This is a genomic window from Roseovarius sp. A46 (genome assembly GCF_004126395.1).
GTDB classification, from domain to species: Bacteria; Pseudomonadota; Alphaproteobacteria; order Rhodobacterales; family Rhodobacteraceae; genus Roseovarius; species Roseovarius nitratireducens.
The window spans coordinates 241,688-255,103 of the sequence record NZ_PVWS01000001.1 but is presented as its reverse complement, the minus strand read 5'-3'; the positions used below and the strand labels follow the sequence as shown (position 1 = coordinate 255,103).

At 67.7% G+C, this 13,416-nt stretch carries 16 protein-coding genes; 5 read left to right on the top strand and 11 right to left on the bottom strand.

Annotated features, from left to right (window positions below):
• Positions 1 to 24: 24 nt before the first annotated feature.
• Positions 25 to 1,089 (bottom strand): A/G-specific adenine glycosylase, encoded by a 1,065-nt coding sequence (locus C6W92_RS01295; protein ID WP_129431265.1) that lies wholly within the window; start codon positions 1,087 to 1,089, stop codon positions 25 to 27.
• An 81-nt stretch (positions 1,090 to 1,170) separates the two neighbouring features.
• Between C6W92_RS01295 and C6W92_RS01290 the strand changes: the two genes are divergently transcribed.
• The gene (locus tag C6W92_RS01290) at positions 1,171 to 1,698 is read left to right on the top strand and encodes a DciA family protein (RefSeq protein WP_129431264.1); all 528 of its coding nucleotides are present in this window, start codon (positions 1,171 to 1,173) and stop codon (positions 1,696 to 1,698) included.
• The gene (locus C6W92_RS01285; protein WP_129431263.1) at positions 1,695 to 2,312 is read left to right on the top strand and encodes a DsbA family protein; all 618 of its coding nucleotides are present in this window, start codon (positions 1,695 to 1,697) and stop codon (positions 2,310 to 2,312) included. The genes C6W92_RS01290 and C6W92_RS01285 overlap by 4 nt, the downstream gene beginning before the upstream one ends.
• A 25-nt stretch (positions 2,313 to 2,337) precedes the next feature.
• On the opposite strand, the gene lpxK is transcribed toward C6W92_RS01285, so the two are convergent.
• From lpxK to C6W92_RS01270, 3 genes are read right to left on the bottom strand one after another with little or no spacing between them, the layout of a single operon-like run.
• Entirely contained in the window at positions 2,338 to 3,345 is a 1,008-nt protein-coding gene (lpxK, locus tag C6W92_RS01280; RefSeq protein WP_129431262.1) for a tetraacyldisaccharide 4'-kinase, read from the bottom strand.
• Positions 3,342 to 4,577, bottom strand: coding sequence for a glycosyltransferase N-terminal domain-containing protein (locus C6W92_RS01275; protein WP_129431261.1), 1,236 nt, complete (start codon positions 4,575 to 4,577; stop codon positions 3,342 to 3,344). The genes lpxK and C6W92_RS01275 overlap by 4 nt, the downstream gene beginning before the upstream one ends.
• Before the next feature lie 6 nt (positions 4,578 to 4,583).
• Complete coding sequence (locus C6W92_RS01270) at positions 4,584 to 4,826, bottom strand: DUF4170 domain-containing protein (protein WP_104020144.1); 243 nt, start codon at positions 4,824 to 4,826, stop codon at positions 4,584 to 4,586.
• Between the two features lie 129 nt (positions 4,827 to 4,955).
• On the opposite strand from C6W92_RS01270, the gene C6W92_RS01265 reads away from it, so the two are divergent.
• On the top strand, positions 4,956 to 5,696 hold the full coding sequence (locus tag C6W92_RS01265; protein WP_129431260.1) for a glutamine amidotransferase: 741 nt from the start codon (positions 4,956 to 4,958) through the stop codon (positions 5,694 to 5,696).
• Here the strand turns inward: C6W92_RS01265 and C6W92_RS01260 are convergent.
• Together C6W92_RS01260 and C6W92_RS01255 are read right to left on the bottom strand one after the other, a co-directional pair.
• Positions 5,684 to 6,292: a methyltransferase domain-containing protein gene (locus C6W92_RS01260; protein ID WP_129431259.1), complete on the bottom strand. Its 609-nt coding sequence runs from the start codon at positions 6,290 to 6,292 to the stop codon at positions 5,684 to 5,686. The two genes, C6W92_RS01265 and C6W92_RS01260, sit on opposite strands and share 13 nt — an antisense overlap.
• On the bottom strand, positions 6,289 to 6,945 hold the full coding sequence (locus C6W92_RS01255) for a class I SAM-dependent methyltransferase (RefSeq protein ID WP_129431258.1): 657 nt from the start codon (positions 6,943 to 6,945) through the stop codon (positions 6,289 to 6,291). Before C6W92_RS01255 ends, C6W92_RS01260 begins: the two co-directional genes overlap by 4 nt.
• A gap of 109 nt (positions 6,946 to 7,054) precedes the next feature.
• On the opposite strand from C6W92_RS01255, the gene C6W92_RS01250 reads away from it, so the two are divergent.
• On the top strand, positions 7,055 to 8,089 hold the full coding sequence (locus C6W92_RS01250) for a succinylglutamate desuccinylase/aspartoacylase family protein (RefSeq protein WP_129431257.1): 1,035 nt from the start codon (positions 7,055 to 7,057) through the stop codon (positions 8,087 to 8,089).
• A complete protein-coding gene (locus C6W92_RS01245; protein ID WP_129431256.1) occupies positions 8,089 to 8,802 on the top strand; it encodes a hypothetical protein in 714 nt (237 codons plus the stop codon). Before C6W92_RS01250 ends, C6W92_RS01245 begins: the two co-directional genes overlap by 1 nt.
• 13 nt (positions 8,803 to 8,815) lie before the next feature.
• Here C6W92_RS01245 and C6W92_RS01240 read toward each other — a convergent pair whose 3' ends face one another.
• From C6W92_RS01240 to C6W92_RS01220, 5 genes are all read right to left on the bottom strand, one after another.
• Positions 8,816 to 9,496, bottom strand: coding sequence for a hypothetical protein (locus C6W92_RS01240; RefSeq protein ID WP_129431255.1), 681 nt, complete (start codon positions 9,494 to 9,496; stop codon positions 8,816 to 8,818).
• Positions 9,497 to 9,555: 59 nt separating this feature from the next.
• Positions 9,556 to 10,269: a hypothetical protein gene (locus tag C6W92_RS01235; protein ID WP_129431254.1), complete on the bottom strand. Its 714-nt coding sequence runs from the start codon at positions 10,267 to 10,269 to the stop codon at positions 9,556 to 9,558.
• 34 nt (positions 10,270 to 10,303) lie between these two features.
• On the bottom strand, positions 10,304 to 11,002 hold the full coding sequence (locus C6W92_RS01230) for a hypothetical protein (protein WP_129431253.1): 699 nt from the start codon (positions 11,000 to 11,002) through the stop codon (positions 10,304 to 10,306).
• 145 nt (positions 11,003 to 11,147) lie between these two features.
• A complete protein-coding gene (locus C6W92_RS01225; protein ID WP_129431252.1) occupies positions 11,148 to 12,170 on the bottom strand; it encodes an aspartate-semialdehyde dehydrogenase in 1,023 nt (340 codons plus the stop codon).
• 73 nt (positions 12,171 to 12,243) lie between these two features.
• Entirely contained in the window at positions 12,244 to 13,416 is a 1,173-nt protein-coding gene (locus tag C6W92_RS01220) for an MFS transporter (RefSeq protein ID WP_129431251.1), read from the bottom strand.

The window sequence follows — 13,416 nt, the reverse complement described above, 5'->3', positions numbered from 1 at the left end:
GGATTGTCCTCGCGATTGCGCGTGTCACTGCTCCCCAGTGTCGAATGCCGCCCGCGCAAGGTCAAATACCTTTCGCATCACGGTGGGCAGCTCTGAGGGGCGAAACGCCGCAGGCGGCAGGAAATCTCCGCGCTCAGGCGCAGCCTCGTGCCCCACTTCGGCGACATGCACACGCAGCCGCAGATGGAAGTGGGTAAAGGTGTGCCGCGCCTCGACACCAATGTCGCGCCAATGCGCAGCGACCGGCGGGGCGGGGACGGGATCCATACCCCAGTCGCTGCCCGGCCAACCCAGCATCCCGCCCAGCAGACCACTTTCCGCCCGCCGCTCCAGCAACCACGCGCCATCGCTGCGCCGCGCGACATAGGCATGGCCCAACCGCAGCGGCTTGGCCTTCTTCGGGGCCTTCGCGGGCAGATCGGCGGCCACGCCGGTCGCGCGGCCCGCGCATGCCGCCATCCACGGGCAGACCCCGCAGGCGGGCGCGCGCGGCGTGCAGACCGTCGCGCCCAGATCCATCACCGCCTGCGCGTAGTCACCGGACCGGTCCGCTGGTGTGAGCCGCGCGGCCGCGGCGCGAATCACCGGCTTGGCGGCGGGCAGCGGCGTGCGGATATCCCACAGCCGCGCCATCACCCGCTCGACATTGCCATCCACCACCACCTCTGGCCGGTCAAAGGCAATGGCCGCGATCGCGGCGGCGGTGTAGGGGCCGATGCCGGGCAACGCCAGCAGGCCCTCACGATTGTCGGGAAAGCGCCCGGCGTGATCGGCCACCACCACGCGCGCGCATTTCAACAGGTTGCGTGCCCGGGCGTAATATCCCAGCCCCGCCCATTCCCCCATCACCTGCGCATCGTCTGCCGCTGCAAGATCGGCGACGGTGGGCCACAACGCGGTGAACCGCTCGAAATAGCCGCGCACGGCGGCCACCGTGGTCTGTTGCAGCATCACCTCCGACAGCCACACACGGTAAGGGTCGGGCCAAAGCCCGGCTGCCCGGTCGCGCGGCCCCACACGCCACGGCAGGTCACGGGCATGAGTGTCATACCACGCTAGCAGGGCGTCCGGATCGGCATATTCACGCACGGTTTATCCCCTCGCCTGCAATCGGGTCTGGTATCCCCTGCCACATGACATAGATTAGCGCCACGAGGGAGGGTGCCAAGCATGGCCGCAGCCGCGCGCGGATCACGAGGCTTCAAACGCACCTCGGCGCTGTTGCAGCCGAGCATCCGTCGCGTCTCGGAACAGCGCGGCTTTGCGCAGTCACGCCTGCTCACCCACTGGCCCGAGATCGCCGGCGAGGCGATCGCCGCCATCGCCCGCCCCGTCGAGGTTTCCTATGCCCGGCAGGGGATGGGGGCAACGCTCACCATCCTCACCACAGGCGCACAGGCCCCCATGCTCGAGATGCAGAAGGAAGCGCTGCGCGAACGGATCAACGCGGTCTATGGCTACAACGCCATCTCGCGCATACGCCTGACGCAGACATCGCCCACCGGCTTTGCCGAGGGACAGGCGGATTTCACGCATCGCGAGCCGACCCGCGCGCCCGCCGACCCTCCGCCCGAGGTGGCGGCCCGGGCGCACGACATGACCGCCCCGGTGGCCGACAAGGATCTGCGCGCAGCGCTGGAACGGCTCGCGCGCAACGTATTGACCAGACCGACACGAACAAAAGGATCATCCGGATGAAACATCTCTTCGCTGCGGGCGTGCTCGCGCTTGCCACCCTGATCTCGCCCGCACAGGCACAGGAGGAAAGCACCGCGACCACCGCGCCCGAGATCACCGAAATGGCCCTCGGCCCCGAGGACGCCAGCGTGACGGTTATGGAATACGCCTCCTTCACCTGCCCGCATTGCGCCAATTTCCACAAGGGGCCGTTCAAACAGCTCAAGGCCGACTATATCGACACCGGAAAGGTGCGTTTCGTCTATCGCGACGTGTATTTCGACCGATTCGGTCTCTGGGCGTCGATGGTCGCGCGCTGCGGCGGCGAGGAGAAATTCTTCGGCATCGCCGACGTGCTCTACGAGCAGCAGCGCGAATGGACGCAAGGCGACCCGGCCACCATCGCCGACAACCTGCGCCGCATCGGCAAGGTGGCGGGGATCGCACCCGACGCGGTCGAGACCTGCCTCAACGACCGCGACAAGGCGCAGGCGCTGGTCGGCTGGTACCAGGAAAACGCCGAGGCGCACGAGGTGAATTCCACCCCGACGCTCATCATCGACGGGCAGAAATACTCCAACATGCCCTATGACGAGCTCAAGGCCATCATCGACGAGAAGCTGGCGGCCGGGTAAGCGCTGGCATGGGCGGCGCGGCGCCTCAGCGTGCCGCGCCGCCGATTCCGCAGCGATCCAGCGCCGCGTCGAACGGCCCCCAATCCGCCACATCGAGCCGCACCGGCACCACCATCACCTGCCGCCGCAGATCGGCAGGCAGACGGACCGCGTCCTTTTCCGTGGTCACGGGCTGCGCGCCGCTCTGCGCCGCCTCGCGCAGCAACCGCGCCATCAGCGCCCGCGTCAGCGGCTGATGATCGGACAGCGCCACCTCGCGCACCGTCTCGGCCCCAAGCGCGCGCAGCGTCGCAAAGAACTTGGCCGGATGACCGATCCCCGCAAAGGCCAATACCCGCGCACCGGTCCAGTCCATACCAGTCTGCAACGGCGCCAGCCGCGCGCGGATATGCGGCACGGTGACGGCGCCTCCCCATCGGTTGGCAAACACCTCCTGCGCCGCCGCATCCCCGACCGACAGGACCAGGTCGGCCCGCGCCATGCCCGCCGCCACCGGCTCGCGCAACGGCCCGGCGGGCAGGCAGCGCCCATTGCCGAACCCGCGCGCGGCATCCACTACGAGGATCGAGATATCCTTGGCAAGCGCTGGATCCTGGAACCCATCATCCATCACGATGCAATCCGCCTGCCCCCCCGCACAGATCGCACGGGCGCCGGCCACGCGATCTCGCGCCACCCACGTAGGCGCGAAGTCCGCCGCCAGCAGCGGCTCGTCGCCCACGTCCCCGGCGTTGTGCGTTTTCGGATCGACACGCACCGGCCCGGCCAGCCGCCCGCCATGCCCGCGCGACAGGATCGCCGGGGCGAGGCCCCGGTCACGCAGCCGCATCACCACCGCCTGCACCGTCGGCGTCTTGCCGGTGCCGCCCGCGTTGATGTTGCCCACGCAGATCACCGGCACCGGCGCCTGCCAGCCGCCCCGCGCCAGCCGTCGCGCCGTCGCCCGGGCATAAAGAGCGCCCAGCGGTGCCAGCAGCCGCGCGCGCAGGCCGGGCCGGTCGGGCGGCGCGTCCCAGAACGCGGGGGGCTTCATGTTTCCGCCGCCGCGCGCCGGTCGAGCGTGTCGAGCACCATCTCCACCACCCGGTCCGTCACCTCGGCCCCGCGAGAGGCCACCTCCCACGCCGCATGCGCCATGGTCGCCGCACGATCCGGTGGCAGCAGTGCCTGCACCGCTACGGCAAGCGTGTCGGTGTCCCGAACGATCCGTGCGGCCCCGGCCTCGGCATAGCGCGAATAGCGGTGCAGATAGCGCGCCACATTCGGCCCGTAGAGAATAGCCGAGCCATGCGCGGCGGGTTCGTCGGGATCGCGCCCGTGATGACCGGAGACAAGCGACGAGCCCATGAAACAGATCGGCGCCAGCCGGTACCACAGCCCCATCTCGCCGCTTGTGTCGGCGAGGATCACCTGTGTCGTCTCGTCGGGCAGCGCACCTTCGGACCAGGTGATGTATCGCCACCCCTGCGCCGCGATTCGTTCCGCGATCCCGGCGCTCTGCTCGGGGTCGTCGGGCACCACGATCAGCACACAGCGATGCGCCGCGCGACTCGCCTCGCGATGTGCGCCCAGCACGGTTTCGATCTCGTCTGGCTGCACCATTGCCGCGAGCCACACGGGCCGCGTGCGCATGAGCCGCGCGAGGGTCTCGTGATCGTCCTCGCGATAGGGCAGCGCCAGCGCTTCCTCCTGAAGCACGCCGGTCACGTGTACGCGGGCCGGGTCCGCACCCATCCGCCGCGCCTGACGCGCCGCCGCCTCGTCGCGCGCGTGTATCTCGGTGAATTCGGCCAGCACCGCGCGCGGCAGGTCGCGCAGCCAGGGCCAGCGCGACCGCTCCAGCAGCGCCTCCTCGGCATCCACGAGGCACAGCGGCACGCCCTCGCGCGCAGCGCAGATCAGCAGCGCCGGTCGCAAGTCGCCGCCGCTCCACAGGCACAGGTCGGGCCGCCAATGGTTGAGGAAGACCTCCGCCGCCGGGATGGTATCGGGCGGAAGCGGCTGGCGGATGGCCGGGCCGCGCAGCCCGCGCCCCTCCGGATCCGTCCCCGCCCCGTCGACGGGCACAGTCATCACCATCGAGATGTCCGGCCGGTGCTGCGCCAGTTGCCGCGCCAGCCCCGCAAGCGCGCGCGCGCGCCCGACGTCCACCGCATGGGCCCAGACCACACGACCACCGGGCCGGGGACTGTCGGGCACGGCACCTGCCTGTCCACCGCGCCGTGCGAGCGCGAGATAGGCCGCAAGGCCCAGCGAACGCTTCATGGCCGCCTAGCCAAGCTCTTCGGTGGACGAGGCTTCGCGCTCTTCGTCGCGCAGCCGGTGAAGATGGGCAATGAAATAGCGCGTGTGCGCGTTGTCCACCGTGCGCTGCGCCTCGGCCTTCCAGGCGTCGTGGGCGCTCGCGTAATCGGGGAAAATTCCCACGATGTGCAGGTCGTTCACGTCGCGGAATTCGGTGCGCGACGGATCGACCAGCTCGCCGCCGAAGACAAGGTGAAGACGTTGGGGCATGGTCGGATCCTCGCTGTTGCAGGCACGCGCGCACCCTATCCCTTTCACCCGCGGAATCAAGCCGCGCCCGCGCGCGCTTGACGGGACCGTCCGCCCGGGGCAAGCCTGTCGCAGCAGCCGGAGCCGCCGATGACCAAGCCCTTTCTCGTCCTGCAATTGCGCCCCGAGACCGAAGCCGCTGACGATGAGTTCGCCGCGATCCTGCGAAAGGGCGGGTTGGCAAACGACCGCGTGCGCCGCATCCGCCTCGATCAGCAATCGCTGCCCGCCGACCTGCGGCTTGCCGACCATGCCGGGGTGATCGTCGGCGGCGGCCCCGGCTGCGTGAGCGACGCGCCCGACGAGAAATCCCCCGTCGAGGCGCGCATCGAGGATCAGGTACTGTCGCTCATGCCCGCGATCACCGGTGGCGACCTGCCGTTTCTCGGCTGCTGCTACGGCATCGGCATCCTCGGCAAGCACCTGCGCGCCGACGTGAGCAAACGCGCCCATGGCGAGCCGGTGGGCACCGCCGAATGCGCCCTCACAGGTGACGGTGCCGACGACCCGCTGCTTGCCGGGCTGCCCGACCGCTTCAGCGCCTTTGTCGGCCACAAGGAGGCATTGCAGGAATTGCCAGCGGGCTGCACTCATCTCGTCGCCTCGCCGACCTGCCCATTCCAGATGGTGCGCTACGGGCGCAACGTCTATGCCACACAGTTTCACCCCGAGGCTGACGCCGCCGGGTTCGAGACGCGAATCCGCATCTACCGGCACAAGGGGTATTTCGCCCCCGAGACGGCCGATGACCTCATCGCCATGTGCCGTGCCGCGGATGTCCACGCGCCCGAGCGCATCCTGCGCCGCTTCGTCGCCCGCTACGGGGACTGATCCCCGCGTCGGTACACCGCCATCTGACTCGCACCGCCCAAGTCGGGATGCGCGCCGCAGATGTCATGAAACGTCACCGTATAGCCATTGCGTGCCGCTACCCCCCGCCCCCAGCGGGCAAAGCGCGCCCGGTCCCATTCGAAATGGTGATCGGGGTGGCGAAAGCGGTGCGGTGGCACACCGAGGACGGGGTTGTACTCGGCATTGGGCGTGGTCACGATCACGTGGCCAGGCCGCATCCCGCCAAACAGCGCACGCTCTAGCCGGTTGATATCGGCTAGCGGCAGGTGCTCGATCACCTCCACCAGGCAGGCACAATCATAGCCAGCCAGATTGGAATGTGCCTGCGTGAGCGAGGCACACGCCAGCTGTACCCGCGCGCCCCCCGCAGGCAACCCGGCCAGCCGCGTCTGCGCGCGCCGGAGCCGTTCGGCGTCGATCTCGATCCCGGTGACCCGCCCGATCCCCGCCACGCCCGCCAGCCGAAGCACCAGATCGCCATCGCCACAGCCCAGGTCGAGCACGGTGCGCGCACCGGTCTCCGCCACCGCCGCGACAACCGTCGACAGCCGTTCCTCGTGCAGGATCGTGGTCATGGGCCCGGCACCCGCAGGAGCGCCACGTCCTTGCACGGCACCTCGCACAACCAGCCACGCGCGGCGGCGAGGGTGGCAAAGGTTTCGGCACGATAGAACACGACATGGGTGGGGTCCTTGCGGTAATGCCAGCCGCCGAACCGCGCGTCGTCGGTCTGGAAGCAGGTCATCATCGCCAGCCAGCCACCCGGACGCAGAATCGCGCCCAGCCGGTCGAATTCCTCCGCAGGACGGTGGAAATGCTCGGCCACCTCGGTGCAGGTGATGAAATCATGGGAATCGGCCAGCGGCGCGGGATCGGGGGCATAGAAGGGATCAAAGAGCGCCACCGCGTGCCCGGCCTCGCGCAGCATAGCGGCCAGCGCGGGGCCCGGGCCGCAGCCGTAATCGAGCCCCCGCGCGCCGGGCGCGAGCCGCGCAAGAAGCGGCGCCGCAAGCCGGTCGAGGAACCGGCGGTAGCCCGGATCGTCCACCACGTTCTCGTGCCGGTCATACTCGGCGCGCTCGGCCGCCGCGCCCGGGTAATGGCCGGGGTTCATCCCGCGCGCACCGCAGGCGTCGCAGCGCCAGTATCCCTTGCCGTCGAACAGCCCGAAATCCGCGAGCCTCTCGGCGCGGCAGACTGGGCATCGGGCGGGCAAGAGGGATTGCATAACCCCGCTTAGCGGCGCGGCGGCACGCGATCAAGCGGGGCACGGCATGGACAGCCGCACCGCGATTGCCTAAGCCTCCATAGAACCACGCACGGCAAAGAGGCGGCACATGGCGCGGCGCACCCATTTCGAGATCGGCGGCCAGCGGGTCGCACCGGGCACCCGCGCCCGCGTCGACATCCCCGTGAGCCAGCTTTCCAATCACACGCCGGTGCATCTCTCGGTCGAGGTGATCCACGGGCGGCGCAAGGGGCCGGTTCTGTTCGTCTCGGCGGCAATCCACGGCGACGAGGTGATCGGGGTCGAGATCGTGCGCCGCCTGCTGCGCGCCACGCCGCTGCGGTCGATGGCGGGCACGCTGCTGGCGGTGCCGATCGTCAACACCTTCGGATTTCTCAACCATTCGCGCTACCTGCCCGACCGGCGCGACCTCAACCGCGTCTTTCCGGGCCTCTCGGCGGGGTCGATGGCCTCGCAACTGGCGCATATCTTCATGGAAGAGGTGGTACGCCGCTCCGACGTCGGGATCGACCTGCACTCGGCGGCGATCCACCGCTCCAACCTGCCGCAGATCCGCCTCACGCCCGATAACGAGCGGCTGGCCGATCTCGGTGCCGCCTTCGGTGCGCCGGTGATGATGGAATCCAGCCTGCGCGACGGCTCGTTGCGCATGGCCGCAGAGGAGGCGGGCGTCGACGTCCTGCTCTACGAGGGCGGCGAGGGGTTGCGCTTCGACGAGGCGGCGGCGCGCGCCGGGGTGGCGGGCACGCTGCGGGTGATGCGCCGGCTGGGCATGATCGCGGCCAAGGGCGTGCCGCGGGCCAAGGCACGACCGGTCCGCGCACGTACCTCGTCGTGGTATCGCGCGCCGCGCGGCGGGCTGTTTCGCGGCTTCGTGGGGCTCGGGGATGCGGTCGCACCGGGCACCGTGCTGGGGGCGGTCGCAAATGCCTTCGGCGATATCGAGAGCGAGATCGTCAGCGACCAGACCGGCATCCTGATCGGACGCACAAACATGCCGGTGGTCTACGAGGGCGACGCGCTCTTTCACGTCGCCGAAACAGCCCGCGCCGCGGCCGCCGCCGAGGGCATCAGCGCCCATCTCGACGTAGGCGCGCTCTTCGACGAGGACGAAATCATCTGATGATCGACGGACGCCGCACCACCGACCTCAACGATGTGGCCTTTGCCGTGATCCGCGCGCGGATGCGGCTGCATTTCCTCTTCACGCCCAAGGGCGACCGGCAAGCGGTCAAGTATTTCGTGATCGGCCACCCGCGCTGCGGCACCACCTCGCTGCACAAGCTGTTCGAGGCCAACGGGTTGCGCAGCTTTCACGATTCCAGGGATTGGCAGACCGGTCGTTTCGACGCGTTCTCTGATTTCGGGCAGGTACGACCGGTGGCGGCCTACGACCGGACCTATCCCAACGCCCGCTTCATCCTCAATTTCCGGCCCCTGCGCCCCTATCTCGTCAGCATCGCCGCACATCACCAGAAGGTGTTCAGCGTGCAGAATTTCATCAACGAGGCGCACCGCCGCGCCGACTGGTTCGCCTGGGTGCTCACGCATTTCGAAGGGCGGCGTGATTTCATGGCCGTGAATATAGAGGCCGAGGGCGCGCTGCCTGCCGTGGCCGACCACTTCGGCCTTACCCGCCCCGAGCCCGAGGGCGGCAGCCGTCACAACATGGGCCAGCGCCCCCGCTTGGCCGAGAACGCCGCCAATATCGAAGCCGCGCTCGACGCTCTGGGCTTGGCCGACGAGGCCGCGCAGGGCGTGCTCGTCTCACGTTTGCACGGGCCGCGGCAGGCCGCGCTCGCCCGCGCGCGCGACAGCGTGCGCGTGGTGGAGTGAACGCCCTGCCCGCTTACGTGACCTTTTCAGCGTTGCGTGGCCGCAGGAAGATCGACACCGTCAGCAGGCTGAACACGAACTCGTAGCTCTCCCACTTGGTCATCATCTGCACCGCCACGATCACCACCGTCGCCGCCAACGCGAGGATCATGTGTCGCGTATCCGCCACCGGGATCGCAAGCCGGTCCGCAAGACGCGCCAGCGCACCCACGCGCGCATAGACCAGTGGCAACACCAGCAGGTAGAGCAGGATCACCAGCGACAAACCGCCGCCGAACAGCGTTTTGACGAGCTTGACGTCACCAACCACGAGGTTGTGGATATTGGTCTCACCCTGCGCGTTGTTCTCGCGAAAGAATTCCGTCGCCTCCCAGTCGAACAGCCGGTAGCCCCAGGATATCTCTTCTCCCGCGGCAAAGAAGAACGCGAGCGCGTAAAGAGCCGTCATCGCCACCGCCAGCCTGCCACGCCCGCGCAGGACACACGCGTTGCGCAGCAGCACCAGCGACGACAGCAGCAGGCACACCGCCGTGCCCCATTCCACCGGGCCGTCCTCGATGGCAAACCCCGTGCGAAACGCATCGTGCAGACCGGTGACGTAATAACCGACGGTAAAGATCAGCGTGGCATAGCCGAGACCGAAGAGCACGACATCGGCATGGCTCAGGTTCGAGCGGTCAGTCAGACGAAACATGGCCGGGGCCTTCCATCAGGGATACGATGACAGGCGGGTATCCCAAGCCGCGCCGCGCATCAAGCGTCGCGCGGCCCGCTTGATGCGTCCGCCGACACCGGGTCCGACTTGCGGGCAAAGACATGGCCGTTCTGCGGGTAGAGAAAGATCGACAGCGCCACGAGGCTGAAGATGAACTCGTAGATTTCCCACTTGCGTTGCAGGTCCACGACCGCGATCACCACCGACGCGGCCAGCACCAGCACCGCATGGCGATGGCCCGCCACCGGAACGGCCCAGCGATCCGCCCACGCCGCGATCCGCGCCGAGCGGGCATAGAGCAACGTCAGCCCCACCAGCCAGCCCAACAGCACCACCGTCAGCACGTTGCCGAACAACACTTTGACAAGCTTGACCTCCCCCACCTTGAGGTTGTGCAGGTTGGTCTCGGCACGGTGGCTGTTGTTGGTGATGATCTCCGGCGCCTGCCAGCCGAAAATCCGCTGCCCCCAGGAAATCTCCTCGCCCGCGGCAAAGAAGAACAATGCCGCACCCACCGCCATCGTCACCACCGCCCGCCGCTCGCCCGCCCCGGCAAAGCGCAGCGCCTGCCGCGCCAGCACGGTGAAAGAGAGAAACAGCAGTACCGCCGTGGCCCATTCCGCCGGCCCATCCTCGACAGCATAGACGGTGTGAAAGACATCCGTCTGAACGAGGTGAAAGACGATCAGTGCAAGGATATTGGCGACGACAAGCGCCAGCAACGCTTGGTCGAGAACGGGCAGTCTGGTCATGTCATGTCTCTTTTCAAGGGGATGTCAGCCACGGTCAACGAAACGTCTCGGGGTTCTGCGGGCGCAGAAAGATCGACGCGGCAATGAGCGCAAAGACCAACTCGTACACCTCCCAGTTGCGCGGCAGGTCGATCACGTACCACATCACCAGCGATCCGATGAGCGCGAGCGCGGCATGATGGAGGCGCGGCACCGGGACGACCAAGCGCTCGACCAGTCCTCGGATGAGCGGCCAACGCGAGTAAAGCGGGGGCAACACCAGCAGGTAGAGCAGCAGAATCGCCGTCAGCGTGCTGCCGAAGATCACCTTGTTGAGGTTGTACGCGCCGATCTTCATGTTGTGGATGTTGGTCTCGGCCCGCTCGCTGCGATCGGTAAAGAACTCGCCCGCTTCCCAGCCGAAAACCCGCTGGCCCCAGGAGATTTCCTCGCCCGCCGCGAAGAGGAAGAGAAACGCGTAGAGCCCCATCAGCAGCGCCGCGCTGGTCCCCCGCCGCGCCCAGAGGCGGCCCGCCTTGCGCAAGAGCAGCGCGCAGCCGAGGGAAAGAAAGGCAAAGGTTCCCCATTCCACCGGCCCGTCCTCAGCGGCGAACCAGTACTTGAAGGTCTCGTGATCGGTGGCGTGATAGTAGATCGTTATCAGCAGGACCAGAACGACAAGCCCCATAAGGACACGTTCGACCGCGACGGCAAAGCCCGGCTGAGACCGATCGGAGACAGGGGAGACAGACATGGGCATGCCGGATTTCGTGAAACTGTTACGCGCTGTTTATGTATACGACATAAAAGCGTCACGTTCCAGCGACCCGAGCATCCACCTGACCGCGAATGGGCGCGCCCCGGGGGACGCGCCCGCCAGTCCTTGCCTCGCCCTTAGGTCAGCCCTTCTTCAGCACCCGCTGTCCCAGCGTCTCGGCGATCTGCACGGCGTTGAGCGCGGCGCCCTTGCGCAGGTTGTCGCTGACGCACCACAGGTTGATGCCGTTGTCGATGGTGGGGTCCTGCCGGATGCGGCTGATGAAGGTGGCGAAATCACCAACGCATTCGATCGGCGTGACATAGCCGCCATCCTCGCGCTTGTCGACCACCATGATCCCCGGTGCCTCGCGCAGGATATCGCGCGCCTCGGCCTCGTCGAGATGGTCCTCGAACTCGATATTGATCGCCTCGGCGTGGCCGACGAACACCGGCACCCGCACGCAGGTTGCGGTGACCTTGATCTTCGGGTCGACGATCTTCTTGGTCTCGGCGACCATCTTCCACTCTTCCTTGGTCTGCCCGTCCTCGAGGAACACGTCGATATGGGGAATGACGTTAAAGGCGATCTGCTTGGGATAGACCTTGGCCTCGTAATCATCCGTCGGGTTGTAGACCGCCTTGGTCTGATCCCACAGCTCGTCGATGCCGTCCTTGCCCGAGCCGGAAACCGACTGGTACGTCGAGACAACGACGCGCTTGATCCGCGCACGGTCGTGCAGCGGCTTCAGCGCCACCACCATCTGCGCGGTCGAGCAGTTGGGGTTGGCGATAATGTTCTTCTTGGCATAACCCTCGACCGCCTCGGGGTTCACTTCCGGAACCACCAGCGGCACGTCCGGATCGTAGCGGTAGAGCGACGAGTTGTCGATCACGATGCAGCCAGACTTGGCCGCCTTGGGCGCGTAGACCTTTGTTGCGTCCGAGCCGATGGCGAACAGCGCGATATCCCAGCCGGTGAAATCGAACGCGTCGAGGTCCTGCGTCTTCAGAGTTCGGTCGCCAAAGCTCACCTCGGTGCCGAGCGACCGGCGCGAGGCGAGCGCGGCGATCTCGTCCACCGGAAACTCGCGTTCGGCGAGGATGTTGAGCATTTCGCGGCCCACGTTGCCCGTGGCGCCGACGACGACGATTCTGTAACCCATGTTTATCAAGCCTCCTGAGCGGGGTTGCGGAGCGGGTCATACAGGCAATGGCGGGGGGATAAAAGCGGTTTGCTCAGCCCATGCTGTCGCGGCTGAAGAGATAGCTCACCAGCCCCAGCGCCAGCGCCCCGGCAAACAGCCCAAAGATCGCCACGTGACCGGCCAGCGCCCCTTGTGCCGCCATGCTAGCATGGAGCGGCCCGGTTGCGAACTGCGCCACACCGACCCCGCCGATGCCAAAGAGATTGAGCAGCGTCACCCCCCGCCCCGCCAGGTGCGCCGGGATGAATGCCCGCCCGTGCGCCACGATCACCGGAAAGGACGCCCCGGCAAAGCCGATCACCGCCAATAACGCCACCGACAGCCCAAGGCTCCGGTCGGGCCACAGGAACAGCGCCACCAGCGCCAGCGCCGCCAGCAGGTTGCCGCCGAAGATCACCCATTTTCGGCTGCCCACCAGCCGGTCGAGCGGGCCATAGGTCAGCGTCCCGGCGATCATCGCCACGCCCATCACCAGCGTCGCCTGCCCCACCGCGCCGGTATCGAGCGCGAACACGTCGCGCAGGTAGGGCCCCGCCCACAGCCCGCGCAGCGCCGCCGAGGGGGCGTAGGCCACGAACATCAGCGGCAGGATCGCCCAGAGCGCGGGCATCCGCAAAAGGTCGAGCACCGAGCCGCGCGCCTCGCCCGTGACCGCCTCGGGATCGCGCACCAGCGCCGCGATTCCCATCGCCGCCACCGCCGAGATCACCGCCACCCCCCACAGCGCCGCGCGCCAGCCCATCGTTTCGGCGGCCCACGCCATCGGGTACGACGCCACGAGGTTGCCCACCGAGCCCACGCCCAGCATGAGCGCCGCAAGCGTGGCGAACTTGGCAGGCGGAAACTGCCGCGCAAAGATGTAGTAGGACGCCATCAGAACCGGCGCGCAGCCCACCCCGATCAGCGCCATCGCGATACTCACATGCACCGGCTCCGTGGCCACGGCAAAGAGGGCCGCGCCCCCGCCCCCGCCGACCAGCAACAGCACCGCGGCGGTGCGCCGCGGTCCCACGCGGTCCAGCGCCCAGCCGACAGGCAGCTGCATGGCGGCAAAGACGATGAACCAAAGCCCCGAGGCGAATGCCAGGTCGTCGGGTGTCGCGCCCAGATCACGCTCCAGCGGGCCGCTCAGAACGGCGAGAAAGGCGCGAAAGAACTGGCTCAGCACATAGGCGAGGCACAGCAGGACTAGCCCGGCGCGCAT